Annotated in this window: 30 protein-coding genes; 27 read left to right on the forward strand and 3 right to left on the reverse strand. The window is 33.3% G+C overall.

Annotation, left to right across the window (positions count from 1 at the left end; all coding sequences use genetic code 11):
* Positions 1-443 precede the first annotated feature (443 nt).
* Positions 444-1226, reverse strand: a complete 783-nt coding sequence (locus JNUCC23_RS10825) for a MerR family transcriptional regulator (protein ID WP_454215773.1) — start codon at positions 1224-1226, stop codon at positions 444-446.
* A 108-nt stretch (positions 1227-1334) separates the two neighbouring features.
* Between JNUCC23_RS10825 and JNUCC23_RS10830 the strand changes: the two genes are divergently transcribed.
* The 16 genes from JNUCC23_RS10830 (at position 1335) to JNUCC23_RS10905 (ending at position 15008) form a co-directional block, all read left to right on the forward strand.
* Positions 1335-2186, forward strand: a complete 852-nt coding sequence (locus JNUCC23_RS10830; protein WP_454215774.1) for an ATP-binding cassette domain-containing protein — start codon at positions 1335-1337, stop codon at positions 2184-2186.
* Complete coding sequence (locus JNUCC23_RS10835) at positions 2183-2836, forward strand: hypothetical protein (protein WP_454215776.1); 654 nt, start codon at positions 2183-2185, stop codon at positions 2834-2836. The genes JNUCC23_RS10830 and JNUCC23_RS10835 overlap by 4 nt, the downstream gene beginning before the upstream one ends.
* A gap of 17 nt (positions 2837-2853) precedes the next feature.
* Positions 2854-3522, forward strand: coding sequence for a DUF4097 family beta strand repeat-containing protein (locus tag JNUCC23_RS10840; RefSeq protein WP_403071642.1), 669 nt, complete (start codon positions 2854-2856; stop codon positions 3520-3522).
* A gap of 457 nt (positions 3523-3979) precedes the next feature.
* Positions 3980-4399, forward strand: coding sequence for a GNAT family N-acetyltransferase (locus tag JNUCC23_RS10845; RefSeq protein WP_403071636.1), 420 nt, complete (start codon positions 3980-3982; stop codon positions 4397-4399).
* 453 nt (positions 4400-4852) lie between these two features.
* Complete coding sequence (merR1, locus tag JNUCC23_RS10850; RefSeq protein WP_403071633.1) at positions 4853-5248, forward strand: mercury resistance transcriptional regulator MerR1; 396 nt, start codon at positions 4853-4855, stop codon at positions 5246-5248.
* Between the two features lie 36 nt (positions 5249-5284).
* The gene (locus JNUCC23_RS10855) at positions 5285-5743 is read left to right on the forward strand and encodes a putative iron-sulfur cluster-binding metallochaperone (RefSeq protein WP_454215779.1); all 459 of its coding nucleotides are present in this window, start codon (positions 5285-5287) and stop codon (positions 5741-5743) included.
* A gap of 331 nt (positions 5744-6074) precedes the next feature.
* Positions 6075-6422, forward strand: coding sequence for a VOC family protein (locus tag JNUCC23_RS10860; RefSeq protein WP_062183203.1), 348 nt, complete (start codon positions 6075-6077; stop codon positions 6420-6422).
* 175 nt (positions 6423-6597) lie between these two features.
* The gene (locus tag JNUCC23_RS10865; RefSeq protein WP_454215781.1) at positions 6598-7611 is read left to right on the forward strand and encodes a S66 family peptidase; all 1014 of its coding nucleotides are present in this window, start codon (positions 6598-6600) and stop codon (positions 7609-7611) included.
* A gap of 426 nt (positions 7612-8037) precedes the next feature.
* Complete coding sequence (locus tag JNUCC23_RS10870) at positions 8038-8286, forward strand: hypothetical protein (protein ID WP_454215783.1); 249 nt, start codon at positions 8038-8040, stop codon at positions 8284-8286.
* Positions 8287-8674: 388 nt separating this feature from the next.
* Positions 8675-8842, forward strand: a complete 168-nt coding sequence (locus JNUCC23_RS10875) for a DUF4083 domain-containing protein (protein WP_454215784.1) — start codon at positions 8675-8677, stop codon at positions 8840-8842.
* A gap of 291 nt (positions 8843-9133) precedes the next feature.
* Positions 9134-9688, forward strand: coding sequence for a DUF3221 domain-containing protein (locus tag JNUCC23_RS10880; protein ID WP_454215786.1), 555 nt, complete (start codon positions 9134-9136; stop codon positions 9686-9688).
* Positions 9689-9883: 195 nt separating this feature from the next.
* Positions 9884-10762 carry a serine/threonine-protein kinase gene (locus JNUCC23_RS10885; RefSeq protein ID WP_403071616.1) on the forward strand — a complete coding sequence of 293 codons (879 nt, stop codon included), beginning with the start codon at positions 9884-9886 and terminating at the stop codon, positions 10760-10762.
* Positions 10763-11184: 422 nt separating this feature from the next.
* A complete protein-coding gene (locus JNUCC23_RS10890) occupies positions 11185-12378 on the forward strand; it encodes an oxalate decarboxylase family bicupin (protein ID WP_403071614.1) in 1194 nt (397 codons plus the stop codon).
* A 230-nt stretch (positions 12379-12608) separates the two neighbouring features.
* On the forward strand, positions 12609-12785 hold the full coding sequence (locus JNUCC23_RS10895; protein ID WP_157279481.1) for a hypothetical protein: 177 nt from the start codon (positions 12609-12611) through the stop codon (positions 12783-12785).
* Between the two features lie 600 nt (positions 12786-13385).
* On the forward strand, positions 13386-14291 hold the full coding sequence (locus JNUCC23_RS10900; RefSeq protein WP_454215789.1) for a PhzF family phenazine biosynthesis isomerase: 906 nt from the start codon (positions 13386-13388) through the stop codon (positions 14289-14291).
* 240 nt (positions 14292-14531) lie between these two features.
* Complete coding sequence (locus JNUCC23_RS10905; protein WP_403071607.1) at positions 14532-15008, forward strand: GNAT family N-acetyltransferase; 477 nt, start codon at positions 14532-14534, stop codon at positions 15006-15008.
* A 280-nt stretch (positions 15009-15288) separates the two neighbouring features.
* On the opposite strand, the gene JNUCC23_RS10910 is transcribed toward JNUCC23_RS10905, so the two are convergent.
* A complete protein-coding gene (locus JNUCC23_RS10910) occupies positions 15289-15801 on the reverse strand; it encodes a DUF4871 domain-containing protein (RefSeq protein WP_403071605.1) in 513 nt (170 codons plus the stop codon).
* Positions 15802-16238: 437 nt separating this feature from the next.
* On the opposite strand from JNUCC23_RS10910, the gene JNUCC23_RS10915 reads away from it, so the two are divergent.
* The 4 genes from JNUCC23_RS10915 (at position 16239) to JNUCC23_RS10930 (ending at position 19457) form a co-directional block, all read left to right on the forward strand.
* On the forward strand, positions 16239-16865 hold the full coding sequence (locus tag JNUCC23_RS10915; protein ID WP_062179796.1) for an ArsR/SmtB family transcription factor: 627 nt from the start codon (positions 16239-16241) through the stop codon (positions 16863-16865).
* Positions 16866-16943: 78 nt separating this feature from the next.
* Entirely contained in the window at positions 16944-18239 is a 1296-nt protein-coding gene (locus JNUCC23_RS10920; protein ID WP_062179786.1) for an MFS transporter, read from the forward strand.
* 400 nt (positions 18240-18639) lie between these two features.
* Positions 18640-19110: a GNAT family N-acetyltransferase gene (locus JNUCC23_RS10925; protein ID WP_454215792.1), complete on the forward strand. Its 471-nt coding sequence runs from the start codon at positions 18640-18642 to the stop codon at positions 19108-19110.
* A gap of 164 nt (positions 19111-19274) precedes the next feature.
* Entirely contained in the window at positions 19275-19457 is a 183-nt protein-coding gene (locus JNUCC23_RS10930; protein ID WP_454215794.1) for a hypothetical protein, read from the forward strand.
* 183 nt (positions 19458-19640) lie between these two features.
* Here JNUCC23_RS10930 and JNUCC23_RS10935 read toward each other — a convergent pair whose 3' ends face one another.
* Positions 19641-20255 carry a Type 1 glutamine amidotransferase-like domain-containing protein gene (locus tag JNUCC23_RS10935; protein ID WP_454215796.1) on the reverse strand — a complete coding sequence of 205 codons (615 nt, stop codon included), beginning with the start codon at positions 20253-20255 and terminating at the stop codon, positions 19641-19643.
* Positions 20256-20972: 717 nt separating this feature from the next.
* On the opposite strand from JNUCC23_RS10935, the gene JNUCC23_RS10940 reads away from it, so the two are divergent.
* The 7 genes from JNUCC23_RS10940 to JNUCC23_RS10970 all read left to right on the forward strand — a co-directional run bounded on the left by JNUCC23_RS10940 (position 20973) and on the right by JNUCC23_RS10970 (position 24597).
* Positions 20973-21464, forward strand: coding sequence for a hypothetical protein (locus JNUCC23_RS10940; protein ID WP_454215798.1), 492 nt, complete (start codon positions 20973-20975; stop codon positions 21462-21464).
* A gap of 135 nt (positions 21465-21599) precedes the next feature.
* Positions 21600-22016 (forward strand): NUDIX hydrolase, encoded by a 417-nt coding sequence (locus JNUCC23_RS10945; protein ID WP_454215800.1) that lies wholly within the window; start codon positions 21600-21602, stop codon positions 22014-22016.
* Positions 22017-22183: 167 nt separating this feature from the next.
* Positions 22184-22753: a GNAT family N-acetyltransferase gene (locus JNUCC23_RS10950; protein ID WP_403071586.1), complete on the forward strand. Its 570-nt coding sequence runs from the start codon at positions 22184-22186 to the stop codon at positions 22751-22753.
* Between the two features lie 147 nt (positions 22754-22900).
* Positions 22901-23473: a nucleoside/nucleotide kinase family protein gene (locus tag JNUCC23_RS10955; protein WP_403071583.1), complete on the forward strand. Its 573-nt coding sequence runs from the start codon at positions 22901-22903 to the stop codon at positions 23471-23473.
* Positions 23474-23676: 203 nt separating this feature from the next.
* Positions 23677-24024, forward strand: coding sequence for a hypothetical protein (locus tag JNUCC23_RS10960; protein WP_454215802.1), 348 nt, complete (start codon positions 23677-23679; stop codon positions 24022-24024).
* Positions 24025-24069: 45 nt separating this feature from the next.
* On the forward strand, positions 24070-24237 hold the full coding sequence (locus tag JNUCC23_RS10965; protein WP_403071577.1) for a hypothetical protein: 168 nt from the start codon (positions 24070-24072) through the stop codon (positions 24235-24237).
* A 72-nt stretch (positions 24238-24309) separates the two neighbouring features.
* Positions 24310-24597, forward strand: coding sequence for a hypothetical protein (locus JNUCC23_RS10970; RefSeq protein ID WP_454215804.1), 288 nt, complete (start codon positions 24310-24312; stop codon positions 24595-24597).
* The last annotated feature ends 68 nt before the right edge of the window (positions 24598-24665 follow it).

Here is a 24665-nt window from a genome sequence, read left to right on the forward strand (position 1 = left end):
AATAAGGCTTATTAAAATTATCAAACTTTTTTATAAAAATCTCATACCTATTTAAAAAGAGTAACTCCATTTTGATCAATCCTTTTTTAAAATGGAGTTCTTGTAGTTGCTTTTAGATAAAGATTGAGGGATATTTTTAATCAATCTTTATTCCAAAGCTACAAGAGAAGTTGTACCAGACGATGTACAAGCTGTAATTTTCTTTCAAAGTTGCTTGCATTATAGAGATTTTTGTTGAACTACAGGCGTGTTAGTTCTAATAAGGAGAAAACAACTTTATTATCGCTATACATATAAATCAAAAAATCGGATGTATCACTAGTTGTGATCTTCCGATTTTTTGTATAACTATTAAGATAATTAGCTACACTAAACATCAATAAAAGAATACCTTATGATAATTGTTACATTTACTTATTTTGCACTTTGTGTATGAGTATGCCTCACTGTATGAGCAGTTGTATCTGATAATTCCATTGCAAAACCCCATTTATCACAATGCAGTGAAGAACGACATCTGGACACACACCAAATTCTGTCTTTGCCTTTTGAAGTAATTTCTGCAATACCATATCCTTATTCTCTTCGGTGCAATTGGCACATAAATAATTACCCTCTGGTAGTATTGTTAACCCCTCTATTGAAGGATATTTTAAGCAAATGGCAAACAACCGGGTTTTTTCTGGTGTTGTAAACATTCCTGCCATTTCTTCGAACAAAAATTGTGGTTGCAACGCTTCTTCAATTTGCTTATAAAAATGATTGTGATAATTCCATAAATTTTTTATCGTAGGGTATTCCAATTTATCAGAAAGCATGATTACCCTTTCTGATAGATATTTGACAAAGAATTCCCCATTTTGGTTATCTACACTGTTTAACTTATTTTCATAATGTGTATAGGCACGTTTAATTCTTGATTTTGCGTATTGCAGGCGAGCGATTTTCTCATCTGCCTTTTTTTCTGCCTGTTTTAAAAGTGCAATAATTCTGGGGAGTTCATTCTGCTGCAAAATGTCTTTTATCTCCATCAAAGTTAAATCCATTGTTTTGAGCAGTTCAATTGTTTGCAGTTGTACGAGCTCCTGCTCAGAATAGTACCGATATCCAGTTTGTTCATCTTTATGACATGGCTTTACTAAACCTATTCGATCATAATGCCTCAAGGTTTCACTAGTCATGCTTACTTTTTCTGCTGCTTGTTTAATTGTGTATAAAATATCCATAAATCCCCCCTTGACCTATTTGTAACACAAAGGTTTATTGTGAAATTATATCATGTAGTGAGAAAATCGCAATGGCATGAAAAAGTAAAAGAAGAGAGGTAGCAAGCTATGATTGAATTAAATCAAGTATCAAAACAATATCAAAGTGCAACTGTCCTAAAAAATTTCACATTAACTATAGACAATAATGGTATCTATTGTCTTTTAGGACGAAACGGAGCGGGAAAAACAACGCTTTTAAAATCTATTGCAGGTTATCAGAATATTTCAAGTGGAACCATACGTGTTAACGGGCACTCTATTAGCACTGCAACGATGGATACTGGTGTTAGTCATATTGAAAATTTTGCCAAACATTTTAATCTTCCAGTAACAAAACTAATTAGGGTTGCTGGAGATTTAAATCCACGCTTTGATTATGAATTTGCAATGGAAATGATGGAACGGTTTGAGCTAGATGCCGGTAAAAAATTTAATGCGCTTTCATTAGGTATGAAAACAATGGTTTCCACCATCATCTGCCTTGCGAGTAACAAATCAGTTGTTCTTTTAGACGAGCCGGTGCTGGGGTTTGATGCAATTATGCGTACGGAGTTTTACGATTTGCTAGTAGAGAGTTTTTCAAGGAATCCACGTATTATTATTGTTTCCACCCATATCGTTGATGAAATTGCAAAGGTCATGCAAAAGCTGATTATCATTGACAAGGGTACCCTGCGTTTTTATGATACCTTACAGGAAATTGAGACAAAGGCATATAGCGTAAGTGGATTAAAACAGGAAGTAGAGAAAGTCACAAAAGATCTGCATACAATTGGAGAGATACAAGCTGGAGGTTTATTAACACGCTTTATTTTTGATTTACCAATCAGTCAAAGAGATCATCTCGAAATTGAAAAATTGTCCCTTCAAAATTTCTTCATTCGTATGGTTGAGAAGAAGGGCGGGAATTTATCATGAAACCAGTTCTAACTGTTATAAAACGAAACTTTGCAAGTAATTTAATTGCACTTGTTATTACGATTTTAGTCGTTCTTTTGTCTACCACATCTTCGGATGCAAGCATATCCATAAGCCGAGGAAACTACACTTATCTTTATATGCTCATGATTCCATTTTTCATTGTGTATTTTAACTTTAGTAAGCTAATTCATTTAAACGCAACGAAAAAAGATTACTTTTGGGGTAGTATCCTTACCTATATCATCGCCGCAGCGTCAATATCAATGGTTAATACTTTTGTCCATCTAGTAATAGACCCAATGATTCAAACACAAATCGTGATTAATTTGTTGAAGCTATGCGGTTGGTGGGAAAATGGTGTATTCGTTGCATTTTTTCAGCAGTTTGCTTTTTTATTGATGCTGGCGTTGATCTTACATGTGCTGCTTTCTATGCAATCGTATTGGTACGGTTGGCTGACGGACGCTGTTCTAGTGGCGATCATCTGTGTGTTTGTTCCGATCCAGCCTTTGCGACAAATTTTGGTAGGCTTTTTCAAGCTCATTATGTTTAATGGAAACGCTTTGTTGCACATCAGTGTTTGTCTTTCCATCAGTATGGTATTGGCGCTTGTAGGGTTAGCTGTATTAAAAATAAGATCGATTTAAAAAAGGAGAGTTTAAAAATGAGAAATGCTACAAAAAAACTTGCTATGAGTGTACTAATTACATTGTCAGTAATACTAACTGGCTGTTCCTCTGAACCTATAACATATGAGGAAAAAAGTTATGTCACTTCAGCTGCAGAAGTTGATACTATTACAATTGACGTTAAAGATAGAAAAATAGAAATTTTTCAGTCTGAAGATGAAAAAATTCATATTTCTTATAATGAAAGTGAAAAAGAATTTTATAAAATTGATTTATCTGACGGAAAAGAATTATCCATGGTGTATGTAAGTCAAAAAGATTGGGACGATTACATTGGTGGGAAAGCTGCTCAAGAATACAGGACTATTCAGGTATGGATACCTGATGCGTCTATAGAAAATCTGATTTTAAAAACATCAAACGAAAAGATTGAATTGCCCCCACTTTCATTTGCAGGTGCAGTGAATATTAAGATAAACAACGGTAATATCCAACTGGACAAGTTGAACGCAGGTACTACAGTAACTTTAGAAACAAAAAATGGTGATATTAGTGGCTCAATTGTAGGTTCTTATGATGATTTCGCTATATTAAGCGAGGCAAAAAAAGGAGAGAGTAATTTGCCTGCAAATAAAAGTAGAGGTGATAAGACATTAAACGTCAGCACTAATAATGGTGATATAAACCTCGAATTTGTTGATTAATCTTTTTCGCTTGAATATTTAATCTCTAATATACTTTTAGTTGATGAAATAATGCCAAGGCTTAAGCCAACAAAATGATGGGTCATATCCAAAACATGTACTTGACTTAAAATAACCCCCGCTATATGTACGCGCATGGAACGGAAAGCGTACACCTAAGATTCAAGAAAAATTGATGCTTGCTTTCTTGAACTTTTTGAACTAATGAGGCAGCATTCCTGTAATATCTGAAAGGATATCTAGAGTTTGTGAAATAATGCACTTAAGCTAACGGGGTGCTTTAATTCAACAACGTGACCACCAAATTGGTGGTCTTTTCAATGTACGAAACTATACAAAATTATACATTTGAAAAGACCCCTTCTTCAACTAAGAAGCAGGTTAGCTGAGGTAGAGGAGTAAATAAAACGGTGTCGAATATATTTATGGTGAAATTTGAGGTATTGGAGGAAATACATTGGAAAAATATAAGATTGATAATAATATACCAACATTGGAAGAATACAAATATTTGTGTGAGTCTGTGGGATGGACTAATTATATGAATTTTGAAGTGGTGGAAACATCACTAAGTAATTCTATTCACTGCATCACAGTCAAGGATAATGAACAAATTGTTGGTATGGGGAGAATTGTTGGCGATGGGGCTATTTATTTCTATATTCAAGATATAGTGGTTCATCCAGATTATCAAAAAAATGGTATTGGAAAGGAAATAATGAATCTTTTGGTTAAATACTTAAATACGAATGCCCCAGATAAGGCGTTTGTTGGTTTGTTTGCATCACAAGGTAAAGAATCGTTCTATGAAAAATATGATTTTAAAGATTTCTCACCCAACATGACAGGGATGTTTACTGTAATTTCTAAAAAATAGACATAATAGATTTAAAATTTTAGGAGAGGAAATCAATAAACATTAAAACAATTATTCTCCAAGTAAACTTTTTCCTTATTAAGCTAACGGGTAGCTTTAGTGAAAGAAGAATTTGCATATCCCCCTTTGTTATGTAGCTACCAGGCTTCTTCAGAAGCCTAAAATGTTGATTCATCAACCATGTATAAACGATGAAAATGAACAATACGGAACCCCTTGAGCACCAAGGGGGTTTATATTTCGGAAGTTCCGCAAAATTGCTATTATGTTAACTAGTTTTGTATACAGTATTCATTCGATTCTTTGAGATCTTATTCAACTAAAGGGCCATATTGTTGATTAAGGCTTATTGAAAAATGGTAGTTTATTTTAAGAAAGTAGATCTTAGTAAATAATACATCTCTTGACCCTGTACTATGGTACAGGGTTTATACTTTATATGAGGTGAGATAGATGCAATATCGTATTGGGGAATTGGCTGAAAGGTGTGGCGTTAACAAGGAGACCATTCGTTATTATGAGCGTTTAGGTTTGATTCAAGAAACTGATCGTAACGAAAAAGGATACCGAATGTATTCTCTACAAACGGTCGATCGATTGAATTTCATAAAACGGATGCAGGAATTGGGATTTACCTTAAATGAAATTGATAAATTACTAGGGGTTGTCGATCGTAACGAAACAAAGTGCTGTGACATATATGATTTCACTGTTCTAAAATTAGAAGACATCCAGCGTAAAATTGAAGATCTTAAAAAAATTGAACAAATGTTGACAGACCTTAAAGAAAGATGTCCTGAAAACAAAAATATTTTCGAATGTCCTATTATCGAAACATTGATGAATTAGAGCAGAAAAAGAATATAAAAATAAGGTGGGAGAATAATGTCAAATTGTTGTAATAACACTAAAGAGATAAATATTGAAAATGTTGTAAATTGTCCATCCTGTAAAAATAAAGTTAAAAATATAAAGTTGATAACATTAAAATCAATGCTTAAACCATCTGCTTTAGAAACATTAAAAGCTAAAGAAAATCACTATTTTTGTCTAACCAAAGATTGTGATGTAGTGTATTTTGATACGAATAATAACATGTATCTTTTATCTGATATAAAGGTAGCTGTCTATCAAAAAGATGATTCGCCTCTTACACCGATTTGTTATTGTTTTAACTGGACAAAAGAGAAAATAAAGAAATATGTTGAAAAAGGTATTACTGCTAATCCAGTAGAACATATTCGAGAGAACATAAAGGAAAACCGATGTGGTTGTGAAGTGAATAACCCTCAAGGTAGTTGCTGCCTAGGAAACGTTACAAAGTTTATTAATCAATTAACATAGGTAGGATTTTATGGGTTATTGTGAAGATATAAGAGAAATGCTCGGAAATGCTCCACTGATAATAGTCCGACCAAGCGTAGCTATTATAAATAATAAAGGCGAAATATTATTGTATAGATATTTAGGTGCACCTTGGGGAATTTCAGGTGGAATATTGCAGTTAAATGAGTCAGTTGAGCATTGTATTATATGTAAACTCCTCTTAATAAAATAAGATGAGTTTTTTAATCTAGCGTATTAAGCTAACGGGGCAGGTTAGTGAAAGAAGGAATTCGCTTTCAAAACTAGAATTTAAATTAATAACTAATGGGATAGGAAGGAGATTCTTATGATAATAAAGGGTTTTGGAGGAATCTTTTGGAGGACTAAAAATCTAGAGGATATAAAAAAATGGTACAGTAAAGTCCTAAAAATTGAAATTGAAAATTGGAATGGTACCATTATTACACCACAATCAGGCAATGAAACTATCTTTTCCTTCTTTTCTGAAGATGACCGCTATTTTCCAACAGAACAACAAGTGATGTTAAACTTTCAAGTTGAAAATTTGGATGACAGTATCAAACATCTAGAAAAAATGGGTGTTCCCCTTGTTATGGAAAAGACGATTAATGAATTTGGAAAGTTTATTTGGATTGAAGATCCGGAGGGAAGACGTATAGAGCTTTGGGAGAAGTAATAGGATAATAATAAATTTTGTTGTTGAACTAAAGAGTGCTTTAGTTCAGTAAAGAAAGTCTGCTACGGCAGCTTTTTTTATTCGACTAACTGGCAGGTTAGTGTAATAAAAGAAGTGTTTTTTTATAACATTTAAAATGTTATTATTACTAAAAGCGTTGGGAGAGTGGCTAAACATGATAAAATATCCAACCTTAGAAAACGGTGCAACAATAGGAGTAACTGCACCATCATCTGGAGTCCCAAGTGAATTACATCCCTTGTTAAAATCTGCATTCAAAAGTGTGGAAAAGAAAGGTTTTAACTTCATTTGTGGAGAAACTGCATGGACTCAAGATAAGGAAAAGTCTGCATCTGCTAAAAAGCGTGCAGAAGAGTTTAATAAAATGATGCTTAGTGATAATATTCAACTTATTATTCCTCCTTGGGGCGGAGAGCTACTTATTGAGACACTTGAATATATTGACTTTGAAAATATACAAAGTAAGTGGATATTAGGTTATTCTGATATTAGTCTGCTACTGTTAGCAATTACATTGAAAACGGGTACTGCTACAGCCCACGGAACCAACTTAGTGGATTTAAGAGGAGAGTATTCTGATGATACGACAGCAATGTGGCGAACAGTATTGTCTACCAAAATGAATGAATCAATTCTCCAACATTCATCAGAAAAATATCAAAAAGAATGGCAACATGATACCCCTACTCCTTATATTTTCAATCTAACAGAACAAACTTACTGGAAATCAGCTGTAAACGAAAAAGTTAAGATACAGGGGCGATTACTTGGTGGTTGTATTGATACAATTAGACATTTGATTGGTACACCATATGGGAATGTACATAATTTTAAAGAGAATTATATTGAAGGAGATTCTGTCATTTGGTATCTCGAAAATTGTGAGTTATCAACAACTGACTTGCGTAGGTCCCTCGTGCAAATGAAATTAGCTGGTTGGTTTGAGGATTGTAGTGGCATTATGTTTGGGAGAAGTTCAGCTAATACAGCTATTACAAATTATACAGTTGAAGATGTTTATAAAGAACTTTCAAAAGAGCTTCAAATTCCTATTTTGTACGATATTGATTGCGGTCATGTTCCACCACAAATGACTTTTATAAATGGAGCATACGCTGAAGTTGAATCAGATAATGGTCAAGGTACTGTGTTACAAACTTTTAAATGAAATTATGGATGTGTTCTTTAATGATTTTTTAAAGATAACAAAGAGTTAAGAGAACCATATAGTGATAAGGAACATTATTTTAATGAATTTAAGGGCGTATTCTTAGATAATGTTCAAACAGACCAAGAAGACTATGAAATGTTTCATAATTGGGTTAAGACAATGTTATATCGTACCGAAATAGAACTAAATAAAGTTAAATCTTATTGAACTAACGGGGTGCTTTAATTCAACAATGTGACCACCAAATTGGTGGTCTTTTCAATGTACGAAACTATACAAAATCATACATTAGGAAAAACCCCTTCTTCTACTAAAGGGAAAGTTTAGTGGAAGAAGGAGAAATTAAAAAAGTATGGAATTTTATAGCTTAATTTCTATTTAAAGGTCATTTAATGAAATAATTTAAATATTGGAGTGATTCAGATGCCAATGGACAAAGGAGTAATAAATTCTTTAAGTCATCTTCGTTTTATGGCTGAAGGAACTGAACAGACTTATACCCTTGAAGGTAAACCCAAAATCACTGCCAAATTTATTAGAAGTACACTTAATTTTGAATTAACATTTATTGATAGTAACACTGTTGAAACTTACATTAATATAGAAAACGCAGCAAAGGCTATTAATAAAGTTTTACTTGCTAACACCTATTGGAGTTTATACAACTCTTAATTTGATTAACAGAGTAGCATAGATATAACTAACTGTATTGGTTTAGAGGGCATTCCCATATCAAGAAGGGGATGCTTTTCTTATGCCACAAACGTGACAGGTTAGTTTAAGTATTTAAAAAACGCCCCTTTTTTATGTAGCTATCATGCTTCTTAAGAAGCTGAAAATGTTGATTCATCAACAATGTATAAAATCATGTATAAACGATAGAAATAGACAATTCGGAACCCCTTTGAGCGCCAAGGGTTTTTATGTTTCCGAAGTTCCGAAAATTGACTTTATGTTAACTAGATTTGTATAGAGTATTTATGTCTTGAAATAAAGCAACAATTAAAGCCATAAAAATGGTAAATTGAAAGGTATAAAATGATATGAAAGAGGAGAAAAAATGAATTCAGGAATAAATATGGGCGATATTATTTTTCAATTATTTGCTTTAGGAATTCCAATATTTTTTATAGTAATCCTATTATTATTTTGGAGTTCTTCAAAAAAGAAAAAAGAACAATTAGACCGTATCGAAGAAAAGTTAAACTCAATGGAAAAAAAGAATTAATAAACTGTTCAACTAAGGATCTTCGAGTCGAAGATCCCTTTTTAATACCTATAACATGTGATTATGTAAACTCTTCTTGAAATAAAATAAGAGGAGTTTTTTTATCTAGCTTATTAAGCTAATGGGTGACATCAGTTCAAGAAGAAGCCCCTTTTTGGTGGTCTTTTCAATGTACGTAAATATAAAAAATAATAAATTCAGAAAAACTCCTTATTTATCTAAAGGTAGGATTGTTGGACAAGGAAATGATAAAGTGGAATTATATAGAAAAAAAGGGGAGGTGTCCGATAAATGAAAAAAGGCAAAGGTTTTCTTATAGTATCGCTCATAGTGTTATTGTTTTTGATGGGTTGCTCATTAAATGGCCATACAGAAAAGACGGACTCAAATGCGGATACAAGTGATAAAGCTTCCAAGAAAGGGCTTTATGTTCTAAGCATAGAAGAACAAGGAATGATGGTGGTAAACTCTATCCCTAGCGACTTTAGTTCGAATGGTGGAGAAAAAGAATATTTTGATGCAATTAGTTATCATTATCCGAAAGCTTCAGAGGAGCTAGAGGTCGGTCAAAGAGTACTTGTTGAAGCCGATGGCCCAATATTGGAATCCTATCCTGGTCAAGGAAAAGCAAAAAAGGTGACGATTCTCCCAGAATATAAACCGGATAAAGCCGATTTATCAGAATCGCAAGTAGTTCGTAAAGCATTAAAAGAACTTGAGTCAGAATCTACATCAAATTGGATAGCTGCCATTAGAAATATAACTTATGATAAGGAAAAGGATACTTGGAAAGTAGATATTAAACAAGAAGAAAGTATGTATGAATTTGATATAGATGATAAATAATCACGAGGAAAGAATATTGTTCGGAGAGAGAGGGAAAGACCACAATTAGTAGTATTTTGAATGTATGAATATAACTCAAATCATACATTCGAAAAAAACTTATTCAACTAATGGGGCAGGTTAGTAAAACGGAAGGTTTTATTAAATGGTATAGAACATTAATGTAGAAAACAAGTATATTTTTGGAGGTATTAAATGAACGATACACAAATAATAAGTTTAGATAGTGTTTCATTCCAATTAAAAGATAAACATGATTTCGAATGGCTTAGAAGTCTTGGTGAAGTGTTTTGTGTCTTTGATGAACAAGATTCTGGAAATATATGTTTCGGCATCGAAAAAAGTGGTATTAAAAGGTTTGTGAAGTATGCAGGGGCAAAGACTTTAGAATATTCAGGACAACCTGAAGATGCAATAGCAAGATTAAAGCAGTCAATTCCTCTTTATGAAAAGTTGAAACATCCACATTTAATAAAATTAATAAATCATTTTCAAGTTGCTGAGGGATATGCATTAGAATTCGATTGGTTTGATGGGGAATGTCTTCATTCTCATTGGTCGTTTCCTCCGCCACAGAAATATACACATCCTGATTCACCATTTTTTCGATTTAAACAATTACCTATTGAATTTCGTTTAGTATCACTGAAATGTATTTTTGAATTCCATGTATATGTGGAGAAGCAGAACTATGTAGCTATTGATTTTTATGATGGAAGTATTTTATATAATTTCGAGAATAATAGCACAAAGATTTGTGATATTGATTTTTATAAGAAGAAACCATTTATAAATACGATGGGGAGACTATGGGGTTCATCAAGATTTATGTCGCCTGAAGAATTTGAATTGGATGCTGAGATTGATGAAAGAACTAATGTATTTAATATGGGTGCAATCGCATTTGGATTGTTAGGTGGAGAACTTGACCGTTCAATTTTAAAGTGGGGTGCAGGTCAAGAACTTTACGAAGTAGCGATGAAGGCAGTTGAGAAAGATAAAAAAGACAGATATTCAACAGTAGAAGAATTCTACTTAGCGTGGGAATCAGCTTCTAAAAAGTATCTATCTTGAACTAAGATGATTGTGAACAAATGTACTTAAACAAACGGGTGCTTTAGCGAAAGAATAATTTGCATAAAACACCCCTTTTTTATGCAGCTACCAGGCTTTTTCAGAAGCCGAAAATGGTGATTCATTAACAATGTCATGTATAAACGATAGAAATAGACAATTCGGAACCCCTTTGAGCGCCAAAGGGGTTTTATGTTTCCGAAGTTCCGAAAAATTGACTTTATGTTAACTAGATTTGTATAGAGTATTCATCTGATACTTTGGGACCTTGTTCAACTAAAGAGCCAGATTGTGAACAAAACCTTTAAAGAAAATAAGATCCCCTGTTTTTTTATCAATAGGCACAGTAACTATTTTAAGCCCAAGTCATATACTATGAAAAAGAATTTTCCCTTAATAATCCATAAAAGAGGAGCGTAGTGATGGAAAAACGAACCATGAATCAAGTGGGTGGGAATGTGCCTCAACCTATCCGAAGTGATGGAGCTGGAGGGATTGACTCCGGACCACGTAATATTATGCGGGATCTTCAAAATCCAAATATGCTCGTCCCACCTATTACGGATGCAGGCTTGCTCCCTAACTTAAAATTTTCATTCTCAGATACTTCTATGAAATTAGATCATGGTGGATGGTCCCGCGAGATCACGGTGAGGGAACTTCCTATCGCCACCACCCTTGCAGGAGTAAATATGAGTTTAACGGCTGGCGGAATACGTGAACTCCATTGGCATAAACAAGCCGAATGGTCTTATATGCTTTTAGGAAAGGCACGTATAACTTCGGTTGATCAACAAGGACGAAATTTTATTGCCGACATCGGACCGGGAGATATTTGGTACTTCCCCCCTGGTATCCCACATTCGATTCAAGGGTTGGAACATTGTGAATTTCTGCTCGTCTTCGATGACGGAAACTTTTCTGATCTTTCCACCTTATCCATCTCTGATTGGTTTGCACATACCCCAAAAGATGTTTTGTCGGCCAATTTCGGAGTACCAGAGAGTGCTTTTAGCTCCATTCCTTCTGAACAGGTATATATCTATCAAGAGGAGGTACCCGGTTCACTGGAAAGTCAAGAAGTCCAGTCACCTTTTGAAGAAGTTCCTTTAACCTTCAAGCACGAGCTGGTGAAACAAACACCAATTAAAACGCCCGGTGGTAGTGTACGAATTGTGGACGCTTCTAACTTTCCAATTTCAAAAACAATTGCAGCAGCACTCGTTGAGATTGAACCGGGTGCAATGAGAGAACTTCATTGGCATCCCAATAATGACGAGTGGCAGTATTACCTTACCGGACAAGGGCGAATGACTGTATTTACTGGAAACGGTGCAGCTCGTACATTTGATTATAGAGCTGGTGATGTCGGATATGTCCCTTTTGCTACTGGACACTATATTCAAAACACCGGTCCCGAAACGTTATGGTTTTTAGAGATGTTCAAAAGCAACCGCTTTGAAAGCGTGTCGCTGAATCAATGGATGGCACTGACGCCTAAAGAATTAGTTCAAAGCAACCTAAATGTTGGATCAGAATTTCTCGATTCTCTTCGCAAGGAGAAATGGCCTGTTGTAAAATACCCCGGGTCTTCCTACTACCCTAAAAACAAGTAGATAAGAGTTGATTTTATTGACGTATTTTATGATATTCCTTTGGGCTAAACTACGTTTTTTTTATTTTATAAAAAATTTCAGTTAGCTTTTTAATTGAAAGTACCATTCCGCAAGACAACCTATGAATTAGATTGAATGTTGTGTTGAGATTGTCGTGTCCAGTAAACCGACCTTCTCCATCCGACACATTTGAGCATTTTGTCATCCATAGAGTTGTGGAGGTGATTACTATGTACAAGACAATTTACGACCAAGCAGCTGAGATTACACAGAACGTTATAAAAGCAAGAGGGGAAGCTATAAACGGCGAAAAGGAATTATTAGAAACTTACCTAAGTGATGACGCTGTTACTAAGTTATATAAAAAAGTATTAAGAGTTCTATGTGAACCAATTAAATTTTATTGAGGTTGTCGTGGGGAAGAATGATTTTCTTCTGGAATCGAGTTCTTAAGGAGTCCTATGAGATCATTAACTTGAAGGACTTTTATTTATTAAGATATTGTGAAACTTTGAAATTAAACTAACGGGGGGGCGTTAGTCTAACAAAACATGTACTTATGTTCTTCCACAATTGGGCGCGATTGTTGAGCAACACAGGTAGAATATGACCAAACCTTTTATAAAAATCTTATACTTGGTTAGAGAGATTAACTCCATTTTGATCAATCTTTGTTCAAAAAGGAGTTTTTTGTGTTTGCTGATAAATCAGGGTTTGTGATTTTATTTTAATTAAACTTTATTAAAATGCTACATACACCATACTGTTGCCATGTAATAAAATTTGATAATTTATATTAAAGATTGATAATTTGTAAAAAAGTTTGATTAAAATCACATGACCCTTTAGTTTTTTTAAAAGATTATTTGGATATTTATGTTAAAATAACAATTAAGATTGTGAAAAAATGTACTGAAACTAACGGTGCAGGATAGTTCAACAAGCACGTAGTAACTAATGGTAAAATAATGAAGACTTTTTTAAATAGAACTATGGGGGAATGTAATGTGAAAACCATAAAGGTTCATCATTATGATGCGTTTAGTAAAGAACCTAATAAAGGGAATCCAGCTGGAGTAGTTTTAAACGGAGATGAGCTAAGTGATAAAGAAATGCAAGAAATAGCCTTCAAAGTAGGATTTAATGAGACTGCTTTTCCAGTTCAATCAGAAATAGCTGACCTTAGAATACGTTTTTTTACACCGGGGCACGAAATGAACTTATGTGGTCACGCAACAATGGCAACTGTTTATGCGTTAAAGACAAAAGGGTTATTGGGGAATAAAACGGATTTTACAATTGAAACAAGAGCAGGAATTTTGCCGATAAAAATTAAATCAACTATTGAAAGCGAAATATTTATAACAATGAAACAAGCTTCCCCCCAATTCGAAAAATTCAATGGTTCAAAAGAAGATTTAGCTAATTCGATAGGATTAAAAGAATCAGATATTCATGACGACCTACCGATTCTATATGGAAGTACAGGTACTTGGACACTATTAATCCCAGTAAAAGAACTTGATGCTTTTAAAAAGATGAAACCAAATAATAAGGAATTCCCTGCTATTTTGAAGGAAATGCCCAAATCATCTATTCATCCTTTTTGTATGGAAACCTATGATACTAGTGCTGATATGCACGCGAGACACTTTTCTTCACCATCCTCTGGCACAATTGAAGATGCGGTTACGGGAACTGCTTCGGGGGTAATGGGAGCATTTTTTGCAAAATACATAAAAAACAACAATATTGAAGAGTATTTAAATCTTATAGTAGAGCAAGGTCATGAAATTCAAAAAGATGGTCGAGTTATGGTGCAGATTTCGAAAAGCAATGAATCGTATGATGTTGAAATTACTGGTAATGCAGTTCATGTTAAAGATTTCGATGTTTGTTTAGAAGGTGAATAAAATTACTCAACTAACGGGTGCTTAAGTGGAATAAGAAAGTATAAAAGGATCCTATTGAAAGATCTTTTTTATTGCCTATAAGGTCAATTATCGTGGCTAAATCACAGTCAATGTACGAAAATATGCAAAATCATACATTTGTAAAAACACCTTATTCAACTCACTGGGAGTTTAAGATGGATGGCATCGATGGTGTATAATAATTGCGAATAAATGGGATAAAAAGTGGAGGAATCAAATTTGTTTTCATTTCGTAGTATCGACATATCAAAAGACAGTAAAACTATTATTACATTTAGAAGAGATTCTTACATTATTAGTTTTAGTGATGTGAGTTTATTTGGGGATAATGACAGTTATTTGAAGAAGATATCGGAAAGGCTTATAAAATATCCAAATGGGCTTGTGTTAGTCGAAATAGACGGGGAACCAGTAGGTCAAATTGAGTTGCAGGTTAAGTCGTTTGAGAATAAAGAAGTTGGATATGTTAATCTATTTTATTTAATCCCAGAATATCGAGGAAAAGGTTACGGTGCTAAACTAATAGAATATGTGGAGAATTTCTTTCGCAAATATAATGTGGATGAATATCAACTAAGAGTATCTAAAACAAACAGCAGGGCAATAAGCTTTTATCAAAAACACGGATTTGAGTTGTTAAGAATAGAAGAGGAGGATACAATTACGAGATTTAGAATGCAAAAATCATTAAACTAACAGGTGTTTAGTGAAAGAAAATTTGTATAAAAACATGCATAAACGAGTAAAATGGACAATTCGGAACCCCTTGAGCACCAAATGAGCACCAAGGGGTTTTATATTTCGGAAGTACTGAAATATTGCTATTATGTTAACTAGATTTGTATATAGTATTCCTTCAGTCCTTTGGGAACATTGATAATAGCCAAATGTGACCGAACTTCCTTTTGCAAAGACTATGGCCGTATTTATATAAACTAAAAACACCGTTCCTATTATTCGGACGGTGCTAATTCATTTATTTATCCTTAACATCCATAATCAACGTATCAAATAAGTTACCATCAATATAAACTAAAAGTGCCCATGTCCCTGCTTCTGGTAAAACAACATTTGATGGCATACTCGCATCTGCTCCTTCAATCTTTCCTCCACCAACACCGTTCCTCGACCAAGTAGGATCACTTAAAACCGGGGTTATTTTTGAAGTGTTTTGATTATAACCTACGACTGTAAATTTACCTTTATCAATTCCCCAAAAATGCCACAACCACTTTTCTACTTCATTAGGTTTTAATTCCGGTCCTATAATTCCAAGTTTATTTTTATTACCAACCATATCATTTCGTGTCCCTGTGTCAAATTCGGTAACGGTTCTATCCCAATCTACCTTTTCAAAATCACTTATTTGCACAAAATCGGGGATATCTTCAGGCAAAGTCAATTTACTTTCAACTGTTTCATTTGTAGAGCAACCTACAACCCAAAAAAGCACACTTAAGAAAATAAGTACCATAGACTTTATTTTCAAAAAATCATCCCCCTAAAAACAAAGTATAATTTCCTACAATTGCTAATTATACCATATATCAACTGTTTATCTTAAACTGATTTTCAACATTAGTTGAAAATCAAAATAAAAGGCTAAAAAGGATATCCAATTGTGAAGGTCCTTTTTATGCCTATAAGAGACTTTATGTTAACTAATAATGTATAGAGCATTCATATGTTCCTTAGAAGCCTTAACACTAGGAATAGTGTAGGTTTTGATACCCTCCTTTAACAAGTTTTAAGCGCTAATTCAAAAGTATTCAAAAAACTCCCAAGCGTGGACTGTATAGAGAGAAAAACTCTAAAAAGAGATTATCATTCAATATAGTACATTTCATCTTGTTTGAAGAATAACTAAATGATATCATTTAGTTAAATAAATTTTACCGTGTAAATTAATAATACGGAGTTGATTTTATGAAACCAATGTTAACCTTAACAGAGTACAGTCAATTAAAAGCACTTAGTGATCCGTTACGGGCAGAGATGATGATGCGTTTGTTAGAAAAACCATATACAGGTCAACAGTTATCTGAGCACTTTAATTTATCCCGGGCAAAAATTCACTATCATCTTAAAGAACTAGAAAAAAATCAACTCATTTCAATTGTAAAGAAAGAGGAGAAGAACGGTATCATTCAGAAGTTTTATCAATCTGTTGCCAGAGGTTTTACTCCTTCTGCAGAATTACTACCAAACCTTGCAGATATTAGTGAAACTTCCAGGCAAATGCTTCTGCAAATGGCTGAAAGAACCAAAAGTGTTATTCTTTCAGCACCCGAGAACGCTTTTAAATTGAATAAAGCTAGCGAGGACCCTTCTGAATGGGATTATGTAGGATCCATGTGGCAATTTTCCGCAAAAGAAGATCACTTTAAAGATTGGGTAAAAAAGTACTTCGCCTTAATGCAAGAATTTAGCGAGATAACAAAAGAGACCCATACAAGCCACCCTGATAGCAAAATCTATTATATTTCCACAATGGCTTTCCAAATTGATGAGCCAATAATGGATGATATGAAAAGTAATAAAGTAGAGGAGTAACACTACTCCTTTTTCTTTTTATAACTATGTTAAAAAAAATTAACCGTTTCAACTAAATTTAACTAAGGGGGGTAAATAATGAATTTATTACTACAAAACAAAAACTTTCTTCACTTATTTTTAGGTAGAATAGTTACTAATATGGGGGATAGTCTTTATTATGTTGCATCCATGTGGCTTGTGTATGAACTGGGTAAAAGCTCTTTTTACACGGGTCTGGCGGGCTTCTTAATATTATTGCCCAAAGCAATGCAGTTTCTTTCAGGACCGTTTGTGGATAGGTGGCGTATCAAAAAGACCTTAGTGATTACTCAAATTCTACAATCCGTACTCATTTTAATTATACCAATCTCCTATTTATTTGGATTTCTCTCCATTCAACTCATTTTAACCGTTATGCCTATTATTGCATTTATAGAGGAATTTGCTTATCCAACTCAGACAAAAGCACTTCCTTTAATCCTTAGTAAATCAGATTTAATAAAAGGGAACTCGCTTTTTTCTTTTGCTTATCAAGGGGTGGATCTTGTATTTAATGCCTTAGCCGGAATTTTGGTAGCAGCTGTAGGAGCAATAAGTTTGTACGTCGTTGACTCTATAACTTTTGCTATGGCAGCTATCTTTTTTAGTTTACTAAAAGTTACCCAGGATACAGATAAAAGTTCTAAAGAAGAGAAAAATAGAAATTTATCCATAAAGGCTTATTTTAAAGACTTAACGGAAGGGTTTTCGACCGTTTTTAATTCATTACTGTGGGTATTTTTAGTGGGATCTTCAATTGCTAACTTTGGTATTGGCATGACCATGGCTATACTGCCTTCTTTTTCTGATACATTAGGCGGAGTGGCAATGTATGGCGTATTATTAACGTCGTTATCCGCAGGTTCTTTAATTGGTGCGTTATTGGGTTCCTTACTTGGAAAATATCGTGTGGGTATCTTATCCATTGTTTGCTTTACACTTGGGGCATGTTGCTGGACATCTGCAGCATTAGTTTCATCACCTATACTTACAACCTTGCTTTTTGGTTTAGCATGGATACCGATTGGTGCGGTAAATGTATTATTTGCAGGGGTTTCGCAATCGGTGATTCCTAATAGAGTTTTAGGAAGAGTTAACTCAGTCATGTATAGTTTGAGTGTTATCGTCATGCCTATAGGATCTTTATTAGGTGGTTACTTAGCCACTATAGTTAATAGTAAAATGACTCTCTGTTTTACAGGATTTGGAGTGCTATGTATAGCCATTTTATGGCTTGTTCACCCAGCATTAAGGGCACTACCTAAGGCGGAAGAAATGAGCGCAAAAACATTTAGGCTTAACTTTGAGGAGCAAAATATTTTTGTTCTTGAAAGAGGGACGCGTAACTTCTAGAGATTGTTGTTCTCACTTAAGGTGGGAGGCCATTTTTAAATGGTATATAACTCTTAACGCTGTAAATCGCATTTTGCTAAATCCTTCGGGTGCTTTAATTAAACAAGCGGCTAAAAGGATCTTCGTTTGGAAGATCCTTTTCAGTACAGATAACATGTGATTATGTAAACTCCTCTTGAAATAAAATAAGAGGAGTTTTTTAATCTAGCTTATTAAGATAATGGGTGACATCGGTTCAAGAAGAAGACCCTTTAAGGTGGTCTTTTCAATGTACGAAAATAACTAAAATCATACCTTCAGAAAAAACTCTTGTTCAACTAAGGAGTAGGTTAATGGAAGAAGGTTAATTCGTGAATTTGTAGAATATTACTACAATCAAATAGATTGGTGGTTGATTCTAATGGACCTTAGATTAGAAAAAGCAACAAATACAGATGCACAAATTATTTTTGATATTCAGGTAAAGGCTTTTGTGCCACTGTTGGACAAATATAAGGATTACAATACAAATCCAGCAAATGAAACCATAGAAGGAGTAATTAAGAGAATAAATAACCCTAACGGTGGATTTTATAAAATTTTGGACGATAACATCCTTGTAGGTGCAATCTGTGTGTTTTGGAAAGAAGAAGTACAATTTTGGATAAGTCCAATGTTTGTTCTTCCCGAATATCAAGGGAAAGGGATTGCTCAGAAGGCTATAAATTTTGTTGAAAAAATGTTTCCAAAAGCAATGACTTGGGAATTAGCTACAATTTTAGAGGAAGAACGTACTTGTTATTTATACGAAAAAATGGGATACGAAAAAACAGGTGTTAATAAGAAATTAAATGAAAATACAACCCTTATTTTTTATAAAAAGGTTAGTTGAAAATTTTCTACTTTTTTCAGCTAACGGATGCTTTAATTCAACAGTAAGACCACCAATTTTTTGGTCTTTTCAATGTGCGGAAATATACAAAAACATACATTTATAAAGATTTTTGGTACAAGTTTTTGAGACGCTATGAAAGTTATTTTTATTGGAATGAATCGTTGTATCAAGACCCATTAATCATTCATTCCATTTTCTATCTTGATAATTCAAAAAAAGATGTGATTTTTCAGGCAGGAACCCCTATACCGTTAGCTGTGGCTATATCTAAAATGATTTTTCAAGATAAAGAAATAACTGAAGTAAAAGGAATAGAAGAAATAGGGGTATTTGCGGATGTTTAGTAAAAATGCGGGGAAATGAAGCTTTTCATTAAAACCAATGAAAAGGAAGGCCAGGGTTTCGTAGAAAGAAAAGAAATAACAAATACTTTAGTGTTTGAAAAAGGCGTGTCAAAAATCAAATTATACAACGGTTGAAATGTTATGAACTGCATAATGAAAGAACTCTGTTTTGAGGTCAATAATTTACTTGTCTATTGAGATATATTCGTCATCTTTAAGTCTCGTAACTTCGCATTTTTCAAGGTTTTCAAATTCTTTTAATCTATCTTCAATTGTCTTGGCTGTATTATCCTTAAACAAATCCTCTCTATCGTAGTGAGGAAAAACAAGTTTGTCCGTTAATTTTAATGCTGAAAAATCTGTTGTATATATTGTATTCATCTGAGGAGTGAAGAAATGAACGACTTTGATGTTTGGACCAAGTAGAACAGCACCAGCACTAACTCCAACAACAACTACATTTCTTGAATTTAAATTTCTTAGGATTTTATCTGCACCACTCTGCTTAGTGTGGAATAACAAGTTAAACGGATTTCCACCATTGATATATATTACATCTTTCTGTAAAAGACTGTCTGGATTATCGAACTCTAAATCAATGCAATTAATGTTTTTGAACCCCATTGCCCTAAAATCTTCTTTCGCCTTTTGTGCGAACTTATTATTCGCCTTTTGTGGTGAGGCAGTTGTAATTATAGCAACCTTCAATTCGCCAAGTTTACCGTCAATGAGTTTTAAAAATTGGTTTTTAATAGCACCTGTATAAAAACCATTAGAGGTTAGTAAAAATTTCAACATAATCAGCCCCCTTCTCTACTCTATTTTGTTTAAATATATCCTTATTTTAACAGATGATTAAACAAACCAGGAATTTAATTTAAAACAACAATCCTTTAGAAAGCAGCCTTTATTAATCTCCTTGAACTAACAGATGCTTTAGTTCAGTTAAGAAAGTCTGCTACGGTAGCTTTTTTCTTATTCGACTAACGAGGCAGGTTAGCACAATAAGCATTTATAACCACTTTGGGTTTTGTGGTAAAAATGGAAATAAATAATATTAGGAGGAGAGTTTATGATTTCGAATATCTTGGTTCCGTTATTATTATTAGCTATAACAGTTGGCTTGGGATGCCTATTATTCAAACTTTTTAAGGTGTTGAAGAAATAAATAAATTATTTACAGTCCTTATTGTACTAACGTTGCAGGTTAGTTAAGGAAGAACTTATACTTCGATATACAAAGGTGCTAAAATTTAGGTTAGAGGTGAAATAAATATGAAAAAAAGTTAGTATTCTTTTTAATAGGCACAATTTTATTTTTAATTTCTCTGCCAATAAGCACAAAAATGGTAATGGAACTCATTCATAATCAAAAATGAATGAAGATTATAGGATTACAAATGTAAACGAAGGTTTCCCCCTACTGAATCTACATTTAATTTTAAAGACCATATTGTAGAGATTAAGGAAACAATAAAAGGTGAGGAAAGTTATATAGACCCTTGGAGTAATAAAATGGGCATTGCAGATTTATCGCTAAAATTAGATGGATTGGAAATAGATACGTTAAAAGATTATCCAATACGTGTGGAAGAAGAAGGTTTAAATAGATACTATGGAGAAATTGCATATTTAATGTTAATAGATAATAAAGTTGATAAAACTCAATTTATTATACTGTTAAAGAAAACAAGAGAATTGCAAAAAGAGATACCAAACGGAGATATAACTGGTTGGGTTCCAGAGGAGAAGTTAAAGTATACCCTCTATGCATTAGATGAAGAAGGAAATTTAAACAATAAATTTTTTAGCTTTACCGAACGAGACGCATTACAGACGGAATTATTGAATGCTGGTGTCGTTGTCCCTCGTTCGATCGGCTATTATACAGATGCTTTTGAAGTTTATCCGTCATTATTTTTTCCTTTGATTTTTTCATTTGCAACTTTGGTAGTCGGATTCATATTGATACTTGTTTTTTTCCCTATTAGAAAAGTAAAGAAATAAAAATTTGCGAACTCACTTTAGCTAACGGGTACTTTACTTGATTAATGAGTAAAGCCTTTTTCTTATTGAAGTAACGAAGCAGGTTAATTGTATAGAGGTGGAGAAAGTATGTTGTTGTGAAGGAGGGATAAAGAAATGGATTTTCAGCGAGTTGATGTTGTCTATGCATTATTATTTGATACAAACACAAACAAAATCCTAATGGTATTCAACAAGAATGGTACATGGTCTTTACCAGGCGGTGCAGTTGAAGCAGGAGAAACCTTACGAGAAGCAACTGTAAGAGAAGTTAAAGAAGAAACAGGATACGATATTAAGGTTGGCAATATTGTTGCTTTGAACGAGGCTTTTATAGATAAAAATCATGTTTATTTTATTACTTATCATAGTCAAATTACAAAACGACCTGAAGAAATTCCCCATGAAGAAAATATCATAAAAGTTGAATGGATGAGTTTAGAAGAAGCAGACGGATTAATGCCATATCATCCAGAAGGAATTACAAAACTGCTTAACGAATCGGGTGCAAAATATACTTTACAAAAAGAATAATTACTCTTTTTCTTATTTTGCTAACGGGCGCTTTAGTTAAAAATCATGGGGCTGCTTAGGCAGCTCTTTTTTCTTATTGAACAAACGGGGCAGTTTAGTGGAAGAAGGAAAATAAATACAAACGATAGAATAGGTAATAAATTTACTATATTTAAGGGGATATTTATATGCAAATAGAGGCATTTTTAAAAACTATACCTAATTTTGAAACAGACCGTCTTATTTTAAGAAAAATTGAGTTAAATGACCTTGAGGATATATTTGAGTTTTCTTCAGACCCTGAAGTTGCTCATCATATGACTTGGGAAGTTAATAAATCTAAAGAAGAGACACTCAATAATTTTGTTAACGTTGTTATCGGAAATTATGAGAAAGGTCAAACTGGTGACTTAGCGATAATTCATAAAGAAAGCAGTAAAGTAATCGGGACGTGTTCTTTTATTGAGTGGTCGAATGAACACAGTAATGCAGAAATAGGTTATGTGCTGAATCGGAACTATTGGGGATTAGGTATTGCAACTGAAGCAATTAATGAATTAATCAGGTTTGGATTTGAAACAATTCAATTAAATCGTATTCAAGGCAGATGTGATATTGATAATGTTGGTTCTGAGAAAGTAATGTTAAAAGTTGGTATGTGTTATGAAGGTACTCTAAGAAAAAATGAATTTATTAAAGGAGAGTTTAAGGATACCAAGATATTTTCAATCCTTAAAGAAGAGTTCTTGTTAAATTAATGGGTGCCTGAATTCAAGTAGGAGTTGCCGCGGCAACTCCTTTTCTTATTGAACTAAAGGGGCAGTTTAGTTGAAGAAGGAAAGAGTCGGAATAACATAGAATATTAAAGAAGATATTGTTAATAACAAATTGCATTGGAGGATACTATGAATAAAGGAAAGTCACCATTTGTTATTGCTATTGCTGCTGTATCTGGTGGAGGAAAAACAACAATTACAAAACTTTTAAATCAGAAATTACATAATTCAAAGATTCTTTTATTTGATGACTATGATTTCAATGGTCCAGATGACATTGTGGATTGGATTGATAAAGGAGGAGACCCTAACGAATGGGATTTAACTCCTTTAGTCAACGATTTAAAAGCGTTATTAGCTGAACCACTCGATAATATCGTCATAGACTTCCCATTTTCTTATAAGCATTCTCAATTAAGTAAATATATTGATTTATCCGTATTTATTGATACTCCATTAGACATTGCTTTGGTACGTAGAGTACTTAGAGATTTTAGGGATAGCTCCACTAATAATATTTTGTTTGATATGGAAAATTATATTTCTAGAAGAAGAGCTTATCTTAATATGCTTAAAATGATTAAGCCAAATGCTGACTTAGTTGTTGATGGTACATTACAAGTAACCGAAGTTGCGAATATGATTTTTGATAATTTAAAAAAAGAGTTGCCTCTTAAGAATATTCAAGTAAAAAAATTGTGAAACATTACACTTAAAGTAACGGGCGCTTTAATTCAACAACGTGACCACCAATTTGGTGGTCTTTTCAATGTACGAAAATATACAAAATCATACATTCGGAAAAACCCATTACTTCAACTAACGGGGCAGTTTAGTGGAAGAACCAAAATATAATATAATGGGCATAAAAGGTTAGAGAATCTTAATTTGGGAGTATTAATGCAATGAAAAAGGTTAAAGAATTAAAAGCCTATGCAATAACTGATGATTTTAAATTCCAGGTTACTCAAGTTGTGATAAGTCATAGTAAAGAAGTTGCTATTTACTGGTTAAGAGATATTACAGGGTATTCCAATGAGGAAATGGAAAAATTTAGAGTGCGAGACTTTCCTTTGGATGAAAAGGTAGTTGTTAGGGATTTGGGAGAAACATCTGCTAGAGAAATGATTGACGAAGTAGTTCAAATTGAGACTGTTCGTGGTTTTCCAATCGTTGCATTTTGGAAAGAAGTTGAAAATGATTATTATGAAAATTGGCATTCCTATTTCGAGGCAGAAGAACCAACTGATTAGTTTAATACTAAACTAACCGGGCTTGAGTGAAGGAGGAAATATACAATGTCTCATCCATATAAGCAATTTGAAAATACTCCATTATGGAACATCATTAATAAGGCTATTGAAGACCTTGTTGACAACAATGATATTGAAGAAAAAACTCAGAGAGAATACATAGTGGGATATATAAGTAAATTGATTAATGAATCAAATACGGGAAGAGATTAATAAATTATTATAAAATTAACGGGTACGTTTCTGAAATAAGTAGTAACAATTTTTAAAGGAGTTGAAACTCTTATGATTATTAAAGTCGACTTTGATGACGATTTTATTCAATACATTTCTTGTTCAACAAAAGTAGGTAGGAAAATGACCTGTATTCAGGAGGGCTTTCTAAATTGGATTTTTGATGAGGAAAAGAATACAGAATATTGGGCTTTAGAAAATGGAAAAAAAATTCACCCTAATTATGACGCAAATGCAATGGTTGAATGGTTAAACAATGTAAGATTTAAGAGAGGGATTGCTAAAGCTAAATTAATTACGAATCCTCAATTAAGAGTGAAAAAGACATTATATTATTAGTTTGATTCTTTAAATGTTTAATGTATAACCCATAATAATGTGAAAAAATGAACTTAAACTAACGGGGG

The sequence above is a fragment of the Peribacillus sp. JNUCC 23 genome (assembly GCF_053653995.1).

Coding starts and splice junctions, on each gene's coding strand:
- JNUCC23_RS10825 (WP_454215773.1), bottom strand. CDS start 1,226: ATGGATATTTTATACACAATTAAACAAGCAGCAGAAAAAGTAAGCATG.
- JNUCC23_RS10830 (WP_454215774.1), top strand. CDS start 1,335: ATGATTGAATTAAATCAAGTATCAAAACAATATCAAAGTGCAACTGTC.
- JNUCC23_RS10835 (WP_454215776.1), top strand. CDS start 2,183: ATGAAACCAGTTCTAACTGTTATAAAACGAAACTTTGCAAGTAATTTA.
- JNUCC23_RS10840 (WP_403071642.1), top strand. CDS start 2,854: ATGAGAAATGCTACAAAAAAACTTGCTATGAGTGTACTAATTACATTG.
- merR1 (WP_403071633.1), top strand. CDS start 4,853: ATGCAATATCGTATTGGGGAATTGGCTGAAAGGTGTGGCGTTAACAAG.
- JNUCC23_RS10855 (WP_454215779.1), top strand. CDS start 5,285: ATGTCAAATTGTTGTAATAACACTAAAGAGATAAATATTGAAAATGTT.
- JNUCC23_RS10865 (WP_454215781.1), top strand. CDS start 6,598: ATGATAAAATATCCAACCTTAGAAAACGGTGCAACAATAGGAGTAACT.
- JNUCC23_RS10870 (WP_454215783.1), top strand. CDS start 8,038: ATGCCAATGGACAAAGGAGTAATAAATTCTTTAAGTCATCTTCGTTTT.
- JNUCC23_RS10875 (WP_454215784.1), top strand. CDS start 8,675: ATGAATTCAGGAATAAATATGGGCGATATTATTTTTCAATTATTTGCT.
- JNUCC23_RS10880 (WP_454215786.1), top strand. CDS start 9,134: ATGAAAAAAGGCAAAGGTTTTCTTATAGTATCGCTCATAGTGTTATTG.
- JNUCC23_RS10885 (WP_403071616.1), top strand. CDS start 9,884: ATGAACGATACACAAATAATAAGTTTAGATAGTGTTTCATTCCAATTA.
- JNUCC23_RS10890 (WP_403071614.1), top strand. CDS start 11,185: ATGGAAAAACGAACCATGAATCAAGTGGGTGGGAATGTGCCTCAACCT.
- JNUCC23_RS10895 (WP_157279481.1), top strand. CDS start 12,609: ATGTACAAGACAATTTACGACCAAGCAGCTGAGATTACACAGAACGTT.
- JNUCC23_RS10915 (WP_062179796.1), top strand. CDS start 16,239: ATGAAACCAATGTTAACCTTAACAGAGTACAGTCAATTAAAAGCACTT.
- JNUCC23_RS10920 (WP_062179786.1), top strand. CDS start 16,944: ATGAATTTATTACTACAAAACAAAAACTTTCTTCACTTATTTTTAGGT.
- JNUCC23_RS10925 (WP_454215792.1), top strand. CDS start 18,640: ATGGACCTTAGATTAGAAAAAGCAACAAATACAGATGCACAAATTATT.
- JNUCC23_RS10935 (WP_454215796.1), bottom strand. CDS start 20,255: ATGTTGAAATTTTTACTAACCTCTAATGGTTTTTATACAGGTGCTATT.
- JNUCC23_RS10940 (WP_454215798.1), top strand. CDS start 20,973: ATGGGCATTGCAGATTTATCGCTAAAATTAGATGGATTGGAAATAGAT.
- JNUCC23_RS10945 (WP_454215800.1), top strand. CDS start 21,600: ATGGATTTTCAGCGAGTTGATGTTGTCTATGCATTATTATTTGATACA.
- JNUCC23_RS10950 (WP_403071586.1), top strand. CDS start 22,184: ATGCAAATAGAGGCATTTTTAAAAACTATACCTAATTTTGAAACAGAC.
- JNUCC23_RS10955 (WP_403071583.1), top strand. CDS start 22,901: ATGAATAAAGGAAAGTCACCATTTGTTATTGCTATTGCTGCTGTATCT.
- JNUCC23_RS10960 (WP_454215802.1), top strand. CDS start 23,677: ATGAAAAAGGTTAAAGAATTAAAAGCCTATGCAATAACTGATGATTTT.
- JNUCC23_RS10965 (WP_403071577.1), top strand. CDS start 24,070: ATGTCTCATCCATATAAGCAATTTGAAAATACTCCATTATGGAACATC.
- JNUCC23_RS10970 (WP_454215804.1), top strand. CDS start 24,310: ATGATTATTAAAGTCGACTTTGATGACGATTTTATTCAATACATTTCT.